Source organism: Sulfidibacter corallicola, from assembly GCF_017498545.1.
GTDB lineage: Bacteria > Acidobacteriota > Holophagae > Acanthopleuribacterales > Acanthopleuribacteraceae > Sulfidibacter > Sulfidibacter corallicola.
The window spans coordinates 8,684,892-8,705,834 of sequence record NZ_CP071793.1; the positions used below are offsets into that span (position 1 = coordinate 8,684,892).

Genomic DNA, 20,943 nt, shown 5'->3' on the forward strand with positions numbered 1-20,943 from the left:
GATCCGGCACCCTTCGATTGGAAAGGGGAATCACCCGGTCGGCGCAGAAGGCCCACCGGGTAGGCTTCTCATGCGAACAGCGGTAGCGGCTGGCGTTTGAACCAGCCGAAGGCCCGCCGCCACAGATTCTCCTCGCGTGCGGCGACGGGCAGGTCCAGCAGGTAGCGGAGCACGTCGTCGCCGAAGGCTTCCACGTGTTCGTAGCGCTGCTCCGGCACGCGACTGATCGCCTTCGACACGATGGCATCCAGATCGCCGCGCAACCCCTCCGCGAGCGAGGCGACGTCCCGCCTGCGAGCGGTACCGACGCGCGTCACGTCGACCCGACGGGTGGGATCCGCCATCATGGTGGTCAGGAACTCACTGGGTTTGGTGCGTTCACCGCGACAGACGGCAAAGAGCAGTTGGTTGCCAGGCAGGCCCGAAAAGGGTTTGAACCCGGTCAACAGTTGGTACAGCACGATGCCCAGCGCGTAGACGTCCGCCCTGGGTGAAATCTGGTAACCCAGGATCTGCTCGGGACTGGCGTAGTCGGGCGTGAAGCAACGGTTCTGGGTGGTGGTGAGCTGTTGGTGGTCCGGGTGACTGGCTTGGAGCTTGGCGATACCGAAGTCCAACAGCTTCGGCTCTCCCGCTTCGGTCACGAAAATGTTGTCCGGTTTCAGGTCGCGGTGGATGATCAAGTTCTGGTGGGAATAGTGCACCGCCGCGCAGACCTTGCGAAACAGGCGGAGTCGCTCGGCCACGGAAAGACCGCGACGATCACAGAAGGTGGTGATGGGTTCGCCTTCCACGTACTCCATGATCAGGTAGGGCGTTCCGTCGGCGAGATGTCCGCCGCCGCGCAGGCCGGCGATGTTGGGATGGTCCAGGTGCGAGAGGATGCGGCGCTCGGCATTGAACCGGCGACGCCAGGATTCGTTATTCAATTGGGGTTTCAACAGTTTCACGGCCACGTGACGGTCTTGGAAAAAATCTTGGGATTCGGCCAGGAAAACGGTACCCATGCCGCCGCTACCCAGTTTGCGCACGATGCGATAACCCTCGAGTGTCTGACCGATGAGCGCCTCCTGCTCGTCCTCGTAGGCCAGGCCCTGTTCCATGAAATCCAGGACATCTTCGTCCGTGTCCAGCAGCGATGCCACTTCGTTCATTAAATCCGTATCGGGCCCACAGGCCTCCACCAGGTAGCCTTCTCGCTGTTCCGCAGGAAGCGCGGAAGCGCGATCGTAGTGGTGTTCCACCTGTTGCCACCAGGTTTGTGAGTTCGGCTCTACGGCCATTGTCGTCAACGTCATGCTGTCACCCCTTTCCGTAATGCACCGCTACCCATCGCTTGCACGGGGCTTTGGTGCGGACCCTGGACCTGTTTGATTTCGCGGGCGAGCCATTGCTTGGCGAAGCGCCATTCGCGCATTACCAAGGACCTGGAAACACCCAGGATCTGCGCGACTTCCTCGGTTTGGAGACCGCCGAAAAAGCGCAGCTCGACGACCTGGGCCGCTCTCGGTTTGCCGGCCGAAAGTTGGGTCAGGGCCTCGTCGAGGGTGATCAGGGTTTCAGGGGAAAGGGTTTGTCCGTCGGCCAGGACGAAACCGTCCTGGCCCTCGGTGATCTTGTCGGATTGACCGCCGCGTTTTTTGGTGTTCCGCTGACGGGCGTCATCCACGAGAATGCGCCGCATCAGGGTACTGGCGAAGCGGAAGAACTGGGTGCTGTCCTCGAGCCCTGCATTCACTGATTTGTTGAGGCGTAGGTACAGTTCGTTGATCAGCACGGTGGGCTGCATGGTGCACTGGCGCTCGCCTCTCAGGTGATAGTCCGCCATGCGCCGCAACTCTTCGTAAACCATGGGAATCAGGCTGTGAAGAGCCTCGGTGCTGCCGTTTCTCCAATCGTCCAGGAGAAGGGTGACGTCACCCCGACCGGATGGGATGACGCAATCGTAAATAGAAGCCTTGGGGTTCAAGCTCATACCTCGAAGAAAAGTGTGATACCCGATGAGTGGGTTTGAAAAAGGGCCCAATGTATGAAGCGGGCCGTCAATTAATGGTAAAAAAGTAGAAAAAATCAGGGCTTCTGGCCTAACTGCGGGATTGGAAACGAATGCGTCGTATTTGTTTAAAAAAAAGTGTCGGGATTTTTTGAAAAAATGCGTAGGAGAGAGGACAGGGGCGCCAGATGGACCGGTAACCCTCTCGAACGGTGGGGTTTGAGGTGTTTTGCCACAATCCCGGTTATCATCGGGAGCGGATGCCGGCGGTGCTCCGGGCCGAATCGGATCGGGGCGCGAGACCGCCAATCACATCAACGAATCACTTTTTTGTATTGAGATCGTAAAATATTAAGTGTAGGATATTTTTGCCGATGATATATGTTGATTGGAATGGATTTTCAGTAGATAGGTCTTTGACCTCCTTTATCGAGTTGGCGCCCTGCAATTCCGCCCTTTGAGATCCACCCCCAAAACCCGCAAAGAAATATTGAAAGTCAGTGCGAACGACGGTACCCGTTTTGCGTCGAGCGCAGCCCAATTGGTTTTTCGTTTTAACTGTTTCAAACTCCCTCGAAAAACCAACTGAGCGCCGCACGGGCGGGCTCAATTCCCGTGCGGTGCTTTTTTTGTCGAAATGCGACTGTGACCTAAAATATTCGCTTTATGACGGTTGACCAGTTTGGCCGACCAGGATGGAGTTTGTGTCGATGGGTCCCAATCTCATGTAGGATTCAAATTGCGGTAGAATTCCGCTTCCGAACCACTGGGTATGGTGATCGAAAGTTGAATTTCCAATGCCCTCTCTATCTGTTTCAATTGATCCAATACCGCAATGGTTCGACCGTAAGCAGCATCACTGTCTGATAGTAAGATAATAGGCTTGCTCGGATTTTGTTGGAGTATCATGGCAACATGGTCCGCGAGTCGAGGCATTTGATCCGGTAACCATGTGTTTCCGTTTGACACGATGTTGCCATTGGATAATATGTGAATAAAAATTGCGGCTTCCGGCGCAACACCGCTCTTATCGGCGGGCAATAGGTGAGTGATACCCTTATTGGAAGCGAAGACGCTGGTCAGCATAAAAAAAACGATGAGCAGAAAGGCGATGTCCGCCATCGAAGACGTGGGGATTTCGGCTGTAATCGTTTGACGCGGGATCTTCATACTGTTTCTCCTGGGTGAGGCGAGGATGGAAATCATGCCCGAACGGGATCGAGATAACCTATCCGAGTTGCGGAAAAACGAGGCGCGATTCGTTTCCTGGTTTTGGGAATCGAAAGCGGGATGACCGACGGGCTCGAATGCCTGATTCACGAGCTTTTCGAAGCGGTTCAACGAGCCGATGGACACATGGCGGTGGACCGGAATTCCGTGTGCGCCGGCGTCGAAGGGGGCTTCCATCGCATTGGGAAACCAAAGTGAAAAGGTCGTTGTGGGGAGAATGGATGAGACGTCCGTGGCGAAAAAATACGAAATGGAAAATAGCCGTGCTTTTTACGCTGACATCGATTGATTCGTTCGCAGGTTATTTTGCTTTAGGTATCTTGAATTGCCAAATTCTAACAAAAATGTTCACCCTGAAAAGCATTAAAAACAGGTTTTACGCTTTGGTTACCATCTGTTTGCTTTCTTGAAAAAACAGCCCCCGTTATGTCGCTTTTTTCTCAACCAAAGGTTGATTCGTGTTTGCGGCTTTGTTATCGTTCGCGCCTGTTGACTGTTCGGGATTTTTCACAAATCTCGTCTTTCGCTTTTCGTCCTGGATTCGTGTCGGCCATTGTTCATCCAGAAGCGGGGTTACCGTGAAGGGATTCCCTGGATCGACCGGGCTTCCAATGCAAGGCACTATCGGCAGCCAGGTCTCGGGTGTCAGCTAACCGCCTATGAACAAGGATCTTGCCGATGCCTGACGCCGGAGACCCGAGACCGTGCCCATCCAGCCAAACCTATTGGGAATCACGATCTTTTCGCTTCTGGATGGACCCGATCTCGCGCAAATGCGCCCGTAATGACGGAGGTAGGCGGGCTCGATGGCGACGTGCACCGGTGGGGTTCACCTTTTGCGTTGGATTTGGGCAATTGACGGACAGCCAATCGCCGACCTTCAAGTATGATCTATCCGAGAGTTTGGACCCAGGAGCCGCAATCCATGAGTCTTTCCGCCTCTGAGCTCGACGTTCGCGTCATGGCGTTGACCGGTCAGGAAAAAGTCATTCATCTCATTGGTTTACCCGACCATTCTCAGCAATCGTTGGACGAAGTGGACCGAATCGTGGCGGAAATCAATCCGGACACCGTCTGCTTCCCATTGTGCGAGACGCGGTTTCGCGCACTGACGGACGAAGCGACCTGGCGCCAGATGAAGATCGTCGATGTCCTGCGTCAGGGGAGGATGTTGCTGTTGCTGGCCAATTTGGCCGCCTCGACCTTCCAGCACGGACGCGGTCGCGATGTGGCGGTTCGTCTGGGTGACGAAATGCTGGGGCGGATCGCCAAGGCCGAGGCGCTCGGGGCGCGGTTGGAGTTCGGGGACCGCGATCTCCAGATCACCCTCAAGCGTTCGTGGAAACAGCTTTCGGCCCGCCAGCGGGCCCGTGCCATGCTCAAACTCATTCAGGCCTTGGTGTTCAAGCCGGAAAAGCCGGATCCGGAGCCACACCTGGATTCGGAACGCTCCATTCACAATGCCTTGCGCCGTTCGCTTCCCGAATTCGAACAGCCCTTTTTCGAAGAGGCCGACCAGTATTTGATGAGCAGCATCGAGCGCGCGGATGGGCATTCCATCGTTGCGGTGGTGCACGAATCGCGATTGGACGGGGTGGCCCGCCATTTCAATGCCGGTGTGGATCGCGAAAGTCTTGGATCATTGCCCGCGCGCTCGAAACTGGCCAAACTGATGCCCTGGCTGGCCAGCGCGCTCGTGATCGGCATGGTGATCTACGGGCTGCTGCACCGTCCCGAGATTCCCGCGGGCGACCTGCTTCTGACCTGGGCGTTGCCCAACTGGATATGCACGGGCCTGTTCCTGCTACCCGCCGGGCCGCGGTTCCTGTCGTTTTTCTCGGCCTTGGTGGTGACGCCGTTCACCCCGCTCAGTCCCTTCCTGAGAACCGGTTTGGTGGTGGGCCTGCTCGAGGGATGGCTGCGCAGACCCCTCGTTTCGGATTGCGAGCAGATCCCGCGAGACTTGCGCAGCCTGCGCGGGATCTACGGTAATCGTCTGACGCGCGTGTTGTTGGTGGCCTGGCTGGGCCACATCGGTTCGAGTTTGGGCAACTACGTGGGTGTATTCATGTTGTTCCGCCTGCTCACCTAGTGGGTACCTATCCAGAACCGAAAGGATGACAACGCCCAAGGTGGATTCACTGGATGGGAACGGTGTCGGGATTCGGCGAAAAGCTCGATTCCATCGAGCAGGGGAGAGGGAATCCGGCCCGGGTTCAGGGCGTCGTGCAGAATTGATTGACGAGGATGGCCAGATCCAGGACCGAGGTCTCGGGCCAGTCGGGATATTGGGCGGATAATTGGGCGCCACATTGACTGGGCTCCAATTGCAGGATCCAGTCGCGGATCAGCGCTTGTTCTTCCAGGGAGAGGGGATTGGTGGGCCGCATGCGGGTACCCATTTGAGGTGTGGCGCAGTTGACTTTCTCGAACAGGAAACTGCGGTCGGGGTGACCCGGGCTCACCAGCAGCAGGCCATCGATTTGGGTGGACGACACCTCGACGAGATTGGCGTAGCTGTCGGTGACCAGGTTCAGGTCGCCATTGTTTGTGGGTGACGCATTGTGGCAACCGACACAGGAGTTCACCCAGATGGGCTGAATATGGGTGTTGTAGTCGATGTTCTCGGTGGTGGGGATCGACGACAAATCGTCGCACGCATCACCACCGGCGTAGGTACCCACGAGAAAGTCGCGCGCCCAATGTTGGCCGGGACTCAGGCTCTGGGAAAGGGTATGGGGTGCGAACCGGTCCGTTCCCGTGTCGCCGACCAGGTCGAAGAAGAACAGCGCATCCGATGCGCCGCTGGGCAAGGCGACGTGATAGAAACCGCGATCATCGGTTTCACGTCGGTGGAGAAAACCGCTGGCGGGTGTGCCGTCTCGATAATCTCGACCACCGCCCACATCGATGAATTGGCCCGCTTGGTTCTGGGCGGTGCCGATATCGACCCGAACGGGATCGAATGCCGCATCGGTGATCACCCCGCTGGCCATGCGATCGGAAAGGTAGAAATCGCGAACGGCGTCCGTGGTCGATAGTTCGGGTGCGATCCCGATTCCGGCCCGAACGGCGTGGAGGCCGTCTGGCGAACCATGGCCCGCCGAGACGATCAGCGCGTGGTCGGTGAGGTCCAAGTTCAGGTCGAGATCGATGATGCCGTCGGTGACCGGAATGGCATTGCCGTGGTCGCCGCTTCCGCCGGCGAATGCGATCGGATCCTGCCCGTCACTCTGGAAAAACCGCAATTCCGTGGCGCCGTTCACGAGATTCGCCGGCAGGCTGCGGGCATCGTATACACGACCGCTCAGATTCAGGGTGATGCGACGCAAAGCGCGGATGTCGGTCGTGGTCGTATCCTGAAGGGCACTGTCGCTGGTGACACGCAAACTGACCCGGTACACACCGGGCTCGGTGTAGGTATGGCTTGGGTTGGGATCGGTGGAGGTTTGCCCGTCGCCGAAATCCCAAAGCCAGGACTCGATCAGGCCCGATGCCACGGTCGACGTATCGGTGAACTGAATCGTCAGGGGAATCAAGCCCTCGTTGCCGGCCGGGTCGGTGGTAAACGAAGCGTTCGGTGGCGTTCCGCCGATATAGCGAACGCGATGGATGGCCATCCAATCGCCCAGGGCGTCATCGCCGATCGTGGACGTCAGGTACATGGCACCGTCCGTACCGAATTCCATGTCGACGGCCATCGGGCCGACCACAAAACCGCCGCCCTGATCGATGGCGATGGGCTCCAATTGGTCCATATCCTCGCCGGTCAACACCCACCGGTCGATTTTGGTCGTGTTCGAAAACCAATTTCCGATGTACAACGTCGGACCCTCGCCGGCAAAGGGCCCACTGGAGGCGATGATGATGCCGGTCGTCGATGGCGGCCGAGCGGCGAGGACGCGGTGGTTCGGGTCGGGCGGATCGAGAAAACCGCCTTTGTCGCCCAAATTGCTCCAGGCACCGTTCGAACCGCGCATGACCCAGGAAAGTCGATCGGTCGTTTCGCCGTTTTCGGAGCTGTAGAGAACGTCCGGTACCGGAGCCTCCGGATGAAACGCAAAGCGGAACGGGTTGCGGAAGCCCACCGCCCAGACCCGGCTGCGAATACTGGTGGCGTCGCCGTCCCAAAAGGGATTGTCGGACAGTCCGTTGCCGTTCGATTTGTCGATGCGCAAAATCTTCCCGTAGTAAAAGTCGGGGTGTTGAACCAGGGGAAGACCGTCTTGCATGGCCAATCCATAACCATCGTCATCGCCCAGGGCAATGAAAAGCGCGTCGTCGTGTGGGTGAAACTTGATGTCGCCGGCCTTGTGAAACGCGGAGCCCCTGGGGAAGCCGGCCAGCAGGACGACTTCTGAATCGGGGACGACGGCCGTCACCGCTTCGTTTGCGGTGAGTCGAGCCACGCGTTGGTCGGTTTCCGTGGTGTAAAACACGAACAGGTGGCGATTGGTATCGAATTCCGGATCGAGGGCCAAACCCAGCAACCCGCTTTCGCCCGAAAAATCCACCTGCGGCTGCAGGTCGGCGAAGGTGGTGGGTTCGTTGAAGCCGCCGTTGCCATCGGGTGTGAACAGCAGGATCACGCCCCGTTTTTCGCAAACCAAGAGTTTGCCATCCGTCGTGAATTCCATCGAAATGGTACCGTTGCCGGTATAAATCTCTTCCACGATAAAGTTAGGGTCCGAAATGGTTTGGGCACCGAGAGGAAGGGTCGCGAGAAACAACCAACACAACCAGGTCGGTTGCGGTAGAGGAGACCGTATGGCGAACATATGTCCATCCTTTGAATGGGTAGGCATGATGAGGGAGAAGAACAAAGGGAATTGGAAATAGACAATCTTCGTAAGTCCGTCAGACGAAAAAAAGAGGATATGGATATTGTGTCTGCGGTGTGATTGCCCTGACGCAGGCGTCATTTTTTTGGGTGTGGGTATTAGATGTTCGGAGCTACCGATAATTCAATCGGTTTGGCCGATTTTGTGATCTACCCATACAAATTGGATGACCGAACGAGCACCGACTCGATCCTTGGCCAAGCGGAATCGTGCCGTCTCGGTCACCCTTTCGCGGTCATGCCGCACCATCCTGCCCGCGACGGGTCCATTTCGGATCCCTGTCGATCACTCCACGCAGACGACCTTCAACCCCTCGAGATCGGTGTACGCGGAAACGAAGCCGATGGCACGCGGTGTCGCTTGGATGAAGGCGCGCAATTCCTCCACCGTTTCGAACGTCTGGGGAGGCGTACCGCGTCCGCTGAAAATCATTCGTTTCCAGTAGGTGCTGTACTGGGCGGGGGTTTTGCTCAGGAACTGGCGCAGGAACGCCGCCAACAGCGTTTCCTCGCTGACCGTCGTCGGGATGATCCGGGTGCCGTTCGGCCAATGATGCTTTTTGTTGAGGTAGATGCGCTGCAGGTCGCGGCGGGAAAGCGACTCGACGGCGTTGTCCGGATGGGTCACGATCACCACGCCTTCATCGATCTGGCCGAATTCGGCGATGGGGCTGAGAAGGAAAAGCAAGGCAAACACACGCATATCGCACCTAAAAGCGGAGCGTGGCCTTGACACCCAAGAGGTGCCAATCGCGGGTTGTTTCCCAAGTGAGGTGTTCGGCATCGAGCGCCGTGACCCGTCCGCATCCGTCCAGCGGGTGTCCTTCGATCTTCAAGACCCATTTTGGGGCGATGTCGATCCGCTCGCCCCGAAACGCGAATACGCCGAACGTACCGAGAAGGAGCAGCCCGAAGCCGAGGCGAAGCGCCTCTCGGAGCTCGTTTCCCGCGCGCTTCATTTGGGGGCACCTTCCACCGCCCCGATCATGCGCGCAAACGCCTCGACCGTTTCCTGGTGGGACAGGGCGGTCGTGGCTTCCTCGACCGAGAGCGCGGGGCTGAACAGGAAACCCTGGACCATGTGACAGCCCTTGCCCCACAGGAATTGGAGTTGATCCACGTTTTCCACGCCCTCGGCGATCACCTGCAGGTCGAGACTGTTGGCCATCGCGATGATGGCCGAGGTAATGGCGGCATTGTCCATGTTGCCGGGCACGTCGGTGACGAAGGACCGATCGATCTTGAGCGCCGTCAGGGGGAACCGGCTCAGGTAGCTCAGCGACGAGTAGCCCGTGCCGAAATCGTCAACCAGGATCTCCAGCCCCAGGCGCTTCAGGTTGCGCAACATTTCCACGTTGGTATCGAGGTTTTCCATCAAAATGCTCTCGGTCAACTCCAGCTTCAGGGTGCCCGGCGGCACACCGGTTTCCACCAACACGTCCTGAATGATGCCGGGCAGGTTCTCCTGGTAGAACTGCTGGGTCGAGAAGTTGACCGCGATGCTCAATTCCTCGTGTCCCATCGCCTGCCAACGGGCCAATTGCGAACAGGCCTTGCGCAGGGCCCATTCGCCGAGATTCGAGATCAGTCCGGTCTCTTCGGCCAAAGCGATGAACTCGTGGGGCAGGATCATGCCCTGTTCCGCATGAACCCAACGCAACAGCGACTCGAACCCGATGATGTGCCCCGATTCCAGGCTGATGATCGGCTGGTAGAAGATCTGGAGTTCGTCGCGCTCCAGGGCACGACGCAGGTCGGCTTCCATTTTGAGCGTGGTCAGGGTATGGGTCTGCATGGACTTTTCGAACACCACGTAGCGCGATTTGCCCAGCGTCTTGGCGCGGTACATGGCGATGTCGGCGTCGCGCAGGGCATCGTCGGCGGCCAGGTAATCGCCCGACGATATCGCGATGCCGATACTCCCCGAGATGAACAGCTCCTGGCCGCTCACCAGGAAGGGGTGGTTGAGGCCACGCAAGATCGCGGCGGCGACCGACTTGGCCCGATCCGCGTTCTCGATTTCTTCCAGCAGGATGATGAATTCATCGCCGCCCAGGCGGGCCACCGTGTCGAATCCCCGGACGCAGGTTCTCAGGCGCTTGCCCACCTCGATCAACATCAGGTCGCCGAACTGGTGGCCCAGCGAATCGTTGATCGGTTTGAAGCGATCGAGGTCGAGGAACAGGACCGCGAAGCATTTTTTGGGATGCACTTCCTGGCGCTCGATGGCGTGGGTCAGTCGCTCCATCGCCAGGGCTCGATTGGGCAGCCCGGTCAGGGCGTCGTGGAAGGCGTCGTGTTTGAGTTTCTTTTCGGCGCGTTTCCGAGCCAGGAAGTTGGAGAGCATCTCGGTGGCCACCCGCAGGATGCGAATGTCCTCCTTGGACCAGTAGCGGACGGCGCTCACGTCGGCAAAACCCATGTAGCCCCAGAAACCCTTGTCCTCGGAACTGATCGGCATGAGCAACACCGATTGAATGTTCAGCGCCTCGGCGAAGGCCCGCTCGCCTTGCGCTTTCGAGGGGAGGTGGGCCACATTGTCGATTTGAATGATCTCTCCGCGGGCAAGCACGTCGAGCAGCCTGGGAAACTTCTCCAGGTTGAGATCCATGACGTCCGGAAAACGATAGACCGGATCTCCACAGGTCCATTCCACCAGTTTTTCCATTTGGACATGGTCGCCCTTGAGCAGCCCGATGAAGCTCAAATTGGTGCCGACCACCTGGCCCAGGATCTTGACCACCTGACGCAGGTTCGGCGCGTAGGTCGAGGTGAACAGTTTGGATACCTGGGAGAGCGCTTCCTCGAAGGCGAGACTGGTGCGCAGGGCCTCCTCGGCCCTTTTGCGCTCGCGAATCTCCTTTTCCAACTGCGTGTTGGCCTCGCAAATCTCCCGATATCGGCTTTCCAGGGCCAGGTTGGCCTGGCGGAGCTGCAGGTTCTTGCGGGAAAACCCACGCAGCAGCCAAAAGGCCAGCAGGGTGCCGAAACCGAGGGCGACGCTGGTGGCAAACAGGGTGACGTTGTTGGTGTATCGGGCATGGGTGTTGACCAGGTTCAGGTTTTCCGAAAAGCGTCGTTCCTTGTCTTCGCGGTAACTGCGCAGGTTGGACACCAGGGTACCGGCGACCTGGGACATGGTGCCGCCCTCGTCCATGAAGGCGTGCTCCTTGCCCTCCAACATGGCGAGAATCAATTTTTGTCCGGTTCGCCCGTAGTGTTCGGACATGACATGCAGGTCGCGGATCTCGGGGTCGTCCGAAAGCGCCTGCAGGCGCCCGAAATCTTCGTTCAACTCGGCGCCGAGACTTTGGCAGACGCGCAAACCTTCCTCGTCCGGATCAAGCGCGGTGGCGATGTAATGGTCTTTGAGATCGTTGACCTTGATGGTGATCTCGTTGGTGAGCTCCAGGATCGGGAAAAGGGACGAGCTGAGATCATCGATACGGTCACTGACCAAAAGGCTGGAATAAAAGGTCCACAACGCGGCGATCAGGGGCGGGAGCAGGACGATCGCAAACCCAAGAAAAATGTCTCTACGTGATTTCATGGGGGTTCCCTGGAGGTGTGGCAAACGCCGGCTGACGTGGGCGCTCGCACAATGCCCAGACTAACATATTCGCCGAGAGCTGGGTGCTCGGAAGCAGTGTGAATTTTCACGAACGACGAGATGTGCCTGGGGAGGCACGTAGCCGGGAAAGCGATGGTCCGGGCGGAAAAGGTGGGATCCGTCGGGGTGCGATGGGTTGTATCCGCTTAATATATTAGCTTGGTTGGTGTTATGTGATCGCTGGGCGAAAGATGCTTGCCATGTGTGAGAACCACGCGACATCCGGGGCAGGATTGATATAATGTGGCGATTCACCCGGTTCCCCTTTCTTTCGGCCGCCCCGCACTTCCCCATCACGACGGTCGATGGCTCATCCATTTTCTTCATCATCACGAGGCTGTCTCATGTCAGAGCCCTTGCCTTTCAATTCCCGCATTCACTACGTCAACGGTATCGACCTGTTCACCCTGGATCACGGCAGCGGCGAACCGGTTTTGCTTCTGCACGGTTTCCCGGATTCGCATCGCCTTTGGCGACATCAGGTCCCGTTCCTGCTCGAACGGGGTTTCCGCGTGATCGCGCCCGACCTGCGCGGCTTCGGCGCCAGTTCCCGGCCCGAGGGGGTCGGTGCCTATTCACTGCACCACATCGTTTCCGATTTGGTGAGTCTGCTTCAGGACATGTCGCTCTCGCGCGTTCATCTGGTCGGCCACGATTTCGGCGCGGTGCTGGCCTGGTCCTTTGCCGCCATGGTGCCGCGCGCGGTAGACCGCCTGGCGGTCATGTCGGTGGGCCATCCCATGAGCTTTCGGCGAAACCACTCCGTGGCCCAACGCGAAAAGTCGTGGTACATGTTGTTTTTCCAATTCGAAGAGGTTGCCGAAATGGCCTTGCAGGCCGAGGATTGGCAGCTCCTGCGCGAATTGGTGCGGCACCATCCCGAGTGCGACCGGTGGATCGCCGATTTGTCGCGTCCCGGCGCCTTGACGGCGGCGCTGAACTGGTACCGCGCCAACATGAAACCGAAGTTGCAGGGCCGTCAGCCGGTGCCGGCGGTGTCCGCCGATACGCTGGGGATCTGGAGCGATGAAGATCCCTTTTTGCTCGAATCGCAAATGCGTGATTCGGCGCATTTCGTGCGCGGTCAGTGGCGTTTCGAAGCGCTGCGGGGAGCGGGTCACTGGATGCAATTGGATGCGCCGGACCAGGTGAACCACCTGTTGTCGTCGTTCCTGAAGCCCGATTGAGGCCTCGCGGGTCCCGGATTTCCGGGATCGAGACGAAACGGTGCCCAGGTTTCCCGGAATGCCGCGCGCTTCGGCGGCGGCCAGATCATGTCTTTAGATTCAAGGAGTGGATATGCCCCCACGAATGGTGCGAATGCAGCCTCATCAAACCGAAGGCGCCGAGATCCGGCCGTCGGTTCCAATTCGATTCCTCCAACCGCGGTGGTTGGTGGCCGCCTGTTTGTGGATGGCCCTGAGTTCGGCAATGACGATGGCGGCGCAACCGGTCATCGATGCGGCCTACCCCTGGCGAGGGTTTCCGGATTTACCCAGAATCAGCAATCCCGTCGGCAAGGGCGGGTTCCTGATCTTCCAGGGCAACAAGCCGGTGGGTTCCGAACGGTTCATCATCGAGAAAAACAACAAGCGGCACCGCGTGCACATGCAGAGTTATTTTCCCTCCGCCGCCAAAGGCCACATCGGGCTCGCCATCACCCTGGGCTTGCGCGGCTTTGGTGAGCGGTTGCATTTCAAGGAGCGTCAGGGCAACGATTTCGTGACACTCGACATGCGCCGAAGGGGGGCGACCCTGCTCATGACGCGGACGGTGGCCATCAAGCCGCCCGGAAAGAGCAAGGATCCAAAAAAGCCGATACGACGCACGAAAAAGACCGAGCAATTCACCGAGCGTGTGGGCCGGACCTTCCTGATCCCGTTCCAATACGCCACCGCCTTCATAACCCGGCTCGAAGACCTGCGCAAGATGAACGATGGCGAGCGACGCTATTACAACGCCAAGTCCCTGATGGGCTGGCCCCAGGTCAAGCCGGTGGATCGCCGCATCACCATCGAGGGGCTGGGTCCGCAGAAGCGCCTGCTGTTCGATGGCAAGAAGCACGAGGTTCGGGTGATGCGGGTCAAGATCGCGGGCGGTGCCAAGATGGAATCCTGCGAGGTCTTGCTTGACGACGAGGGCGAAATCCAGGCCATCGACTGGGTTCGCGACGGCACCACCTATCGCTACAAACCCATCGGCTTCTAAGGGGAGCCCAACCGGAAACGGAAAGATCCGACCCTCGGGTCGATTCGCCCGGATGACCACGGGATCCGCGAGTAGGGATCAGGTGTCATTCCAGGTTCCGTTTCCAATCCATGACCGGGCCGATTCGCTTCTCTTCGCGAATCGGTTCCGGACCGGCGGTGCTTCATCGCGATTGGGACTGGTCGGCCAGCTCCAGGCACTGGGAGAACGTTTCGATCATCCAGGTCGAGAAGGCCTCGATCCGTTCCACGATGAAGAAGTGACCGCCCTCGATTTGGTGGCGAATCAGCGGTTGCCGCGTTTCGTTCTGCCAATTGGCGATGTGCTCCGGCTCGATGTCTTCCTCGGTGCCGGTGACGACCGCGATCGGGATTTCCAGGGGCCGAGGACTGGGCGTCACCTCGTACAGTTCCAGCGACTGAAAATCGGCGCGGAGAATCGGCTCGAACAGGTCCCTCAGTTCCGGGTTGGCCAGGAAGGCGGGCGGGCAGCCCCCCAAATCACTGATCTTCTTGAAAAAGGCTTCCTTGGGCAGGTGGTGGTAGTGTTCGTCCCGATGCCAGTTCTCGGGCGCTTTTCGGCCGCTGAACATGACCATGCGCGGCATTGGCAGACCGGCTTCCCACAGGCGATGGACCACCTTGAAACCCACCTGGGCACCCATGCTGTGGCCGTAGATCACGTACGGGGTCTCCAACTGTGCGCGAATCTGATTGAACGCGTCCTCGGTGATGCGGTCCAGGTCGGCCAGCGGCGCTTCCTTGAAACGGCTGCCGTGACCCGGGTAATCGAAGGTGTGCAGCCGAATGTCGGCGGGCAGGCGGTCGGACAGTTCCCGGTAGGAAAAGCGATTGCCTCCCGCAAAGGGAAATGCGAATACGGTGAGTGCGTGTGTCATGGCGACGGGACTCCGGTGACCAAGGTTCGAGCCAAGCGCGGTGGGACCGCCTTGTCCGATGCATTCTATCGGAACGAGACGGCAAAGCAACCCTCAATTCGTTCCTGAAAGTATGTGGTCTCCAGTTTGGGATAGTTTTCCGGAAAATTCTTATTACCGCCCCGCTCGTTTGTCCTGTATTCTCCGCCATTCTGCCACTTTCGCTGGGTGTAGGGCACGGGCCGGCATTCCGGCCGTGAATGCGGCCAGGCCGGTGCACCACGGCTGATGGCCAGCGCTTGGCAGCGAGGCAACCTTGTGTTCTAATCATATTTAAATCGTCACCAAACGAAACTTGCGTGCTGAAATGGTTAGCCCCCCAGGCCGCGAGGAGACAATCAGGGGTTCTGGTGCGTCGCAACCATCCGCCTGGCGGATGTTGCCCGATGGGAAGTGCATATGGAGCACGCGGGAAATGGCACGGGTCACCACGGCAAACCCGATACCTTTCAGGATCGGGATTCAGGGCGATCGCGTCTGGTGACCGCCATCGACCCGGCTTCCTTGGGGATGGTCGCCGGTTTTCTTGATGGTTTGAAGATTCCCTTCGCATCCACGGGCGTTCCCGGCCTCGAACGCCTGCGCCGAATGCACGGTTCCGATCCCGAAGGGAAGGTACTTCAGCGCGAACGTGTTTCATTCTCGCTGTGTTGGTTGTTGCCCGGTCTCGATATCGAACGGGATTGGGGGGCGACCGTACTCGTGGTACGGCATCCTTTCGAAGTCGTTTCCTGTTGGCACCAACAGGGCATCGGCGATTCGCCGTTGATGGCATGGCTCCAGGAGGGGGTTCCCGAATTGGAACGCCACACCGATCCCGTGCATCGGTTGGCCGCGCTTTTCGTGTCGTGGTACCGGCGCATCATGGAAGGTCTCGACGTGACCGTCGTTCGCGTCGAAGATTCGCCGGCGGTGTGGGCGGAGGTGCTGTCGCTGCCATTGGCGATTCCGTACGCCGACCTGTCCAAGCTGGCCCTTCCCGAGCTTGACCCGGAACGTTTGATCCCGTTCGACGCGGTACTTCGCGACGCCCAACTGAAATCGGAGTTTTTCGCCTGTGTGGAGCGCTTGGGTTACCAGGCCAAATCGGCGTTGACGCACGCGTTTCGCCATCGGGCCCTCACCCGCATGGGCGTTCAGATCATTCGCGGCCTCAACGAGTCGAGCATGCCCATCGACGTGGTTTCGCCCGAGCTGACCGGCGCCCTGGTGCTCAACGTCGGCGCCCGCGACCTCGAATCGACGCGTCGTTTTCTCGAAGTGGGCGCCCAGGTGGTGGTGGTCGATCCCGACCTGGGCCAAGCGGCGAGCGATCCGGTGTTCTCGGATCCCGTCGTGGTCGAACCTGCGGCCGTCATCGAGGAAGAAGGCGAAATCGAGATGTATTCCATTGCCGGTAACCCTGCTCGCTATCGAAGTGAGTTGGTCCAATTTGATGGGTCGGAGGACGCGACGGTCAGGGTTCGCCGGGTTCACGCGACCACGCTCACCCGCCTGATCAACCACTACGGCATGCCGAACTTCGTTCGATTGGGGATTCCCGAGTTGACCGACCGCGCCCTGACGGGATTGAAGTTCCCCGTCGAACTGTTGATTTTCCACTTTCATCGCGATCTTCCGGACGTGTTTCAACGTTGCCTGCAACAGGTCGAACGCCTCGGTTTCAGCGAAATGTTGGGATTCGACGCCCACTTCATCTGCGGGCAAAACTATTACAGTGTGGTCCGCTTGAACGGGCTCACCGCCGCCAAGGCCTACTTCGATTCGCTCGCCACGGGTCGCGAGGGCATTTTATTGGTGGTCAACCGGCGGTCCTGATCGGCCTTTCGTGCCACTGGCGGGGGCGTCGCCGCGTACCCGCCAGAATTGGTAGTCGGGCGATTTCAGCGCGACCGGTTCGAAATGGGCGGGGATCATGGTGTGACGCAGGAACAGGCTGTTCAGCACGGAGGCGGCGCCCATCGCGTCGGTCACCACCGCGGTTTTCCGGGGTTGGAGATACTCGAAATGGTAACCTCCGGTTTTTTCGGCTTCGGTGATGCGTAGGTTTTTGCCGTCGTGCACCGCCAGTGTCGCCAACGGAAAAGCTTTGGCTTCGGCATCGAGCGCCAATCGCAAGGTGCCTCCATCGCGCCAAGTGAACAAGGATTTGTTCCCCAGCGCGAAGGTTCGATCCTGAACCGTTACGGGGGTCAAGAGCCAGTAGGTCCCTTCCGTGCCCTGGCCCCTGGCGAAGTCCCAGGTTCCAAACCAAAACTGCCAGTTGGCGTTGGCGACGGTGCCGCGATCCAGGATCAGGAACAGGGGACGCGTCTGGGTGGGGAACAGGTAATCGCGCCATCCCGAGTCGTCGGAATGACCCGCGTCGTGGTTTGGAACCTCGAGGTGGGACCGTTCGTCGTGCATCCTCGCGATCGCGGTCGGGCCTTCGCGCCAGAGTTCCCCGAAGTGCCGTTGAACGCGCGCCGGATCGTCGTCCATCGCGCGCAACAGGTACCGCATGCCTGGCAGGCCGTGCACGCTGTAGAACCGCATGAAATTGGCCGCCAGGCGTTGGTCCGGTTGGACCAGCGGCCAATCCAGGTAGTGTTGGCGGTCGCCCTGTTGATGGTGGCCGTCGGCAAAGGTCGTCGCCCGGGTGTAGTAACCGAGGGGGAAGCCCAGGTTCCAGGAGGTCCAGACGAGGGCATCCTCGGGAAGGATATCTGCCGCCGCGCGCAAGGTTTTCAGGTGGGGCGTGACCAGGGGGCCCTGGGTCTGGCGAAACTGGGGTGAGGCCATGACGAAGAGGAGCACCAGGCTCGAGGGCAGGCCGATGCGCGGTGCGGCGATCGGAGATCGTTTGGACCAAGCGTCGAATCCCATGGCCAGGCCGAGCATGACGACCGGAACCAGGAACAGGCAATAGCGGCGGCCCAAGAAAAACGGAAGCATGGTCAGAGCCGCCAAGGCGATCATGGGAAGCAGCCGTTCGCGGTGTTCACGGACCGCCAGGATCCAGCCGGGAATCGCCAACAGCGCGACCCAGCCGAAATGGGTCGCTTGGGCGGCGACCTCCAGCGGGCCCAGGCCCACCATTTCGTGGATGTTGACCGCCGAGTGGGGGAAACCGAACCGATCGGGAGTTCCCATGACGAAGTCCCAGATGGCGCGGGTCCGAGTCAAGAACCCCTGGGGCTGGAATCCCCAGGTGGGAACCAGGATGCAGGCGATGGCGACCCATTGCCGAGCCAGGACGAGGCGCGATCCCCGCAGGCGGCAGCGGGCCAAAAAGCCGGCGTGGGTCGTGAGCCAAATGGCCGCGACCACATGGCGGGCCGAATCCCAGGACCACAACAACGACCAACCCCAGAGGCAGGCGATCCAAAAGCCCGGACGGCGCCACAGGCTTGGATCCGAATGGGCTTCCACATCCCGGGCCAGTCGCAAATAGGCGCCGACCAGCATCAACAGGGAACATAGGATGAATGCATCGGTATCGAAGAAACCGAGGCGGGTGCGTTCCACCCAAATGGGAGATGCGGCGGCCAGCATGCCGGCCAACCATGCCGCCGATTTGGAAAGGTCCAGCTCGCGGGCCAGCCGATACAGCGCGGCACCGCAGGCCGCGCCGAGCAGAACCGGCAGCCAGACGGCAATCCAATCCAGAGAAAAGGGCAGCAGGGCCCCGAGCGAGGCGACGCACACGGCAGGGAAGGAGGGAAGCAGGGGGGTGACCACCCCTTCCGGGTAAATGCGCTGCGGGTCGTGCACGAATCCGAGTCGGGAAAAAGCTTCCGACGCTTCGCGCAGGTAGTGATAGCCGTCCAGATTGAGCAGCAGGGGTCGGGTTTTGCCCTGGCCATCGAAAAAGAACGCATCGGGATGAGCCAGCCAGGCGGGGAGGTCTTCCGAGCGAAGGAAGAAACCGGTCGTGACAATCAGAAAGAGATGAAATGGGGTCCAGCCTCCGAGCCGGCGGAGACGGGTAGATAAGGGGAGATTCATGGAAGCGTTGCCTCGTGCCCATCCGGAAACAGCGGTCCATGGAGATGAGTCCTCATCGTCGACCGGCTCCCCAACGCGAATTGTTACCCACATTCGGAAATCAGCTAATAGCCTGATCATAAAAGGCTTGCTGAGACCCGGCACCTGATGGTGTGCCCATTCAGGAGGACCAATTGGGGCGTTGCGCCGTTTCCATTTCGGGATGGGCACTAGCCTAGCATTTTCGCCGCCCCACAATCAAAACGCTTTCGTCAATTTTTCGGGATGGATTGCGATCATCCAATGCCACCATCCGCGAAGGCCCAGCCGGTCAGCTTTCGGCTTCCAAGGCGGAGGATCTTCGCTTGGGTCGGACCTGCTGCTTTGGTGGTCCTGTCTCACAAAAAAACCGTGCGCGCGGCCACGATGACCAGGGCGGCGGCCGAAATCTTGTGAATCAGCGGTTCCTTCTTTCTGAGTTTGGGCAACAGGGCGGAATGCGACAGCACCGTGGCGATCAGGCAATACCAGGTGATATCGATGATCACGGCGGTCCCGACGAGAATCGAATCGTGCTTCCAGCTTTCATCCGCCACCACGAACTGGCTGAATAGGGCGATGAAAAAAATCGCGATTTTCGGATTGAGGAACGAGATCATCAACCCGCTCCAAAAGCTCTCTTTCAAGGGGATGTCCCCACCGATGGCGCGTCCTTCCTCGATACCTGGCTGGTGGTTGAGCGCCTTCCAGGCCAGCCAGAGCAGAAAGGCCACGCCCAGATACTTGACGATCGCGAACACCCAGGGGAATTGTTCCAAGACCATCGAAAGGCCGACCACGGTCAGGACGGCATAAACCCCGATGCCGAGGCCGTGGGAAATACCGGCCATGATCCCGTTCCAGCGGGTACCCGAGACGGTGTGGTGGAGCACCAAAAAGAGGCTGGGACCGGGCATGACCGCCCCCAGAACGCAGACAGCCGCCAAAGATAACCAGGCGGAATATTCCATGAGACCCTCCTCGCGATCAACCTTGTGGTGGTGAATCTTAGAAGGCCAAAGGTATTCCGTAAAATGGAATTTAATCCGAGTGAGTATGAATTAATTTCATGCCGCTGGCGATCGTTTCTTCCAGTTGTCCCTTCAGGATGGGGAAGCACAGCTCTCGAAACCACTGGTGTTCCGGATCATGGTGGTGTTTTCCATGCCACAGGAGATAGTAATGGTGGGGTTCGACGTCCAAGGGAAGCGGTCTCAATTGAAGTTCGTACCGCTTGGTAAAGTCCGCGGCGATATGCAGCGGCGTGGTGATCAGCGCATTGGATCGAACCAGGATCTCGAATGCCGCCTGAAAGAAGGTGACCCTCGCGAAGATGTTGCGACGCATGCCCATGCGCGCCAGGGCTCGGTCCACATCGCTGTCTTTGTCGCCGCCTCCCATGATCAGGACATGTCTCGCCTCGATGTAATCCTGGAGGCTCATGCTTCCACGAGACAAGGGATGCCCCTCCCTGAACACCACCGCCAGTCGATCCTGGGCCATGATTTTTCCGCAAAGGTTTTCCGGAATCGCAACTGCGAGCGTCGATACCAAATCCAGAGAATCCTTGGCCAGGTCCAACGCTTGTCGCGTTCGCCACAGTCGGCACTCGACACTGACGAGCGGCGCTTCCTTCTCGATGCTGCGACAGATTTCGGGAAAGATCGCCTGAGCCCCGAAGTCACTGGTCGCAAAGGAGAAGTTTCGGGTACACGTCTTGGGGTCCATGACCTTTGGCACATACAACGCATCCACTTGAGCCAGCAACAACGGCAACTGTTCCCTGAGTTCCTGGCCGCGTTTCGTGAGGACGTAGTGGTTACCCTCCCTGATCAGGATGTCGTCGTGAAAGGCTTCCCGGATTTGCCCCAGCGTCTTGCTCATCGCCGATTGGGTGACGTTGCATTTTTGCGCCGATTTGGTGATGCTCTGGGTTTCCAGTATGGCGGCCAACGGCTGAAGCAATTTGTAGTTGTTCAACGTGCGTGTACCTTGGATCCGAACTGTTTCCCGACCTGGAAAAGGGAGTTCGCGGAGTGGGTTTCGACCCGGATTCTAGCACGGCCCGTTCACATCGTTTTTCTTTGAGCCATCCCGTCATCCGGCTCGACTCGCTCCGA

The 20,943-nt window shown here is 59.0% G+C and carries 15 protein-coding genes; 4 read left to right on the top strand and 11 right to left on the bottom strand.

Annotated features, from left to right (window positions below; genetic code table 11):
• Window positions 1–68 precede the first annotated feature (68 nt).
• The 3 genes from J3U87_RS26390 to J3U87_RS26400 all read right to left on the bottom strand — a co-directional run bounded on the left by J3U87_RS26390 (window position 69) and on the right by J3U87_RS26400 (window position 3,400).
• Complete coding sequence (locus J3U87_RS26390) at window positions 69–1,298, bottom strand: serine/threonine protein kinase (RefSeq protein WP_237378780.1); 1,230 nt, start codon at window positions 1,296–1,298, stop codon at window positions 69–71.
• On the bottom strand, window positions 1,295–1,969 hold the full coding sequence (locus J3U87_RS26395; protein ID WP_237378781.1) for an ECF-type sigma factor: 675 nt from the start codon (window positions 1,967–1,969) through the stop codon (window positions 1,295–1,297). Before J3U87_RS26395 ends, J3U87_RS26390 begins: the two co-directional genes overlap by 4 nt.
• A gap of 747 nt (window positions 1,970–2,716) precedes the next feature.
• Window positions 2,717–3,400: an ExbD/TolR family protein gene (locus J3U87_RS26400; RefSeq protein WP_237378782.1), complete on the bottom strand. Its 684-nt coding sequence runs from the start codon at window positions 3,398–3,400 to the stop codon at window positions 2,717–2,719.
• A gap of 748 nt (window positions 3,401–4,148) precedes the next feature.
• On the opposite strand from J3U87_RS26400, the gene J3U87_RS26405 reads away from it, so the two are divergent.
• Window positions 4,149–5,315, top strand: a complete 1,167-nt coding sequence (locus J3U87_RS26405; RefSeq protein ID WP_237378783.1) for a TraB/GumN family protein — start codon at window positions 4,149–4,151, stop codon at window positions 5,313–5,315.
• A gap of 124 nt (window positions 5,316–5,439) precedes the next feature.
• On the opposite strand, the gene J3U87_RS26410 is transcribed toward J3U87_RS26405, so the two are convergent.
• The 4 genes from J3U87_RS26410 to J3U87_RS26425 form a co-directional block, all read right to left on the bottom strand.
• Window positions 5,440–8,001, bottom strand: coding sequence for a PQQ-dependent sugar dehydrogenase (locus J3U87_RS26410; protein ID WP_237378784.1), 2,562 nt, complete (start codon window positions 7,999–8,001; stop codon window positions 5,440–5,442).
• A 348-nt stretch (window positions 8,002–8,349) separates the two neighbouring features.
• Window positions 8,350–8,760: a type 2 periplasmic-binding domain-containing protein gene (locus J3U87_RS26415; protein ID WP_237378785.1), complete on the bottom strand. Its 411-nt coding sequence runs from the start codon at window positions 8,758–8,760 to the stop codon at window positions 8,350–8,352.
• Between the two features lie 13 nt (window positions 8,761–8,773).
• Window positions 8,774–9,022, bottom strand: coding sequence for a hypothetical protein (locus J3U87_RS26420; RefSeq protein ID WP_237378786.1), 249 nt, complete (start codon window positions 9,020–9,022; stop codon window positions 8,774–8,776).
• The gene (locus tag J3U87_RS26425; protein WP_237378787.1) at window positions 9,019–11,613 is read right to left on the bottom strand and encodes a bifunctional diguanylate cyclase/phosphodiesterase; all 2,595 of its coding nucleotides are present in this window, start codon (window positions 11,611–11,613) and stop codon (window positions 9,019–9,021) included. Before J3U87_RS26425 ends, J3U87_RS26420 begins: the two co-directional genes overlap by 4 nt.
• Window positions 11,614–12,017: 404 nt before the next feature.
• On the opposite strand from J3U87_RS26425, the gene J3U87_RS26430 reads away from it, so the two are divergent.
• Together J3U87_RS26430 and J3U87_RS26435 are read left to right on the top strand one after the other, a co-directional pair.
• Window positions 12,018–12,860, top strand: a complete 843-nt coding sequence (locus J3U87_RS26430; protein WP_237378788.1) for an alpha/beta fold hydrolase — start codon at window positions 12,018–12,020, stop codon at window positions 12,858–12,860.
• 133 nt (window positions 12,861–12,993) lie between these two features.
• Window positions 12,994–13,881, top strand: a complete 888-nt coding sequence (locus J3U87_RS26435; protein ID WP_237378789.1) for a hypothetical protein — start codon at window positions 12,994–12,996, stop codon at window positions 13,879–13,881.
• 163 nt (window positions 13,882–14,044) lie between these two features.
• Here the strand turns inward: J3U87_RS26435 and J3U87_RS26440 are convergent, their stop codons facing one another.
• Window positions 14,045–14,779, bottom strand: coding sequence for a thioesterase II family protein (locus tag J3U87_RS26440; protein ID WP_237378790.1), 735 nt, complete (start codon window positions 14,777–14,779; stop codon window positions 14,045–14,047).
• 438 nt (window positions 14,780–15,217) lie between these two features.
• On the opposite strand from J3U87_RS26440, the gene J3U87_RS26445 reads away from it, so the two are divergent.
• Window positions 15,218–16,636 carry a hypothetical protein gene (locus tag J3U87_RS26445; RefSeq protein WP_237378791.1) on the top strand — a complete coding sequence of 473 codons (1,419 nt, stop codon included), beginning with the start codon at window positions 15,218–15,220 and terminating at the stop codon, window positions 16,634–16,636.
• Here J3U87_RS26445 and J3U87_RS26450 read toward each other — a convergent pair.
• The 3 genes from J3U87_RS26450 to J3U87_RS26460 all read right to left on the bottom strand — a co-directional run bounded on the left by J3U87_RS26450 (window position 16,610) and on the right by J3U87_RS26460 (window position 20,803).
• Complete coding sequence (locus tag J3U87_RS26450) at window positions 16,610–18,805, bottom strand: STT3 domain-containing protein (protein ID WP_237378792.1); 2,196 nt, start codon at window positions 18,803–18,805, stop codon at window positions 16,610–16,612. The genes J3U87_RS26445 and J3U87_RS26450 overlap by 27 nt on opposite strands.
• Window positions 18,806–19,182: 377 nt before the next feature.
• Window positions 19,183–19,794: a LysE family translocator gene (locus tag J3U87_RS26455; RefSeq protein ID WP_237378793.1), complete on the bottom strand. Its 612-nt coding sequence runs from the start codon at window positions 19,792–19,794 to the stop codon at window positions 19,183–19,185.
• Window positions 19,795–19,864: 70 nt separating this feature from the next.
• Window positions 19,865–20,803, bottom strand: a complete 939-nt coding sequence (locus J3U87_RS26460) for a LysR family transcriptional regulator (RefSeq protein ID WP_237378794.1) — start codon at window positions 20,801–20,803, stop codon at window positions 19,865–19,867.
• Window positions 20,804–20,943 lie beyond the last annotated feature (140 nt).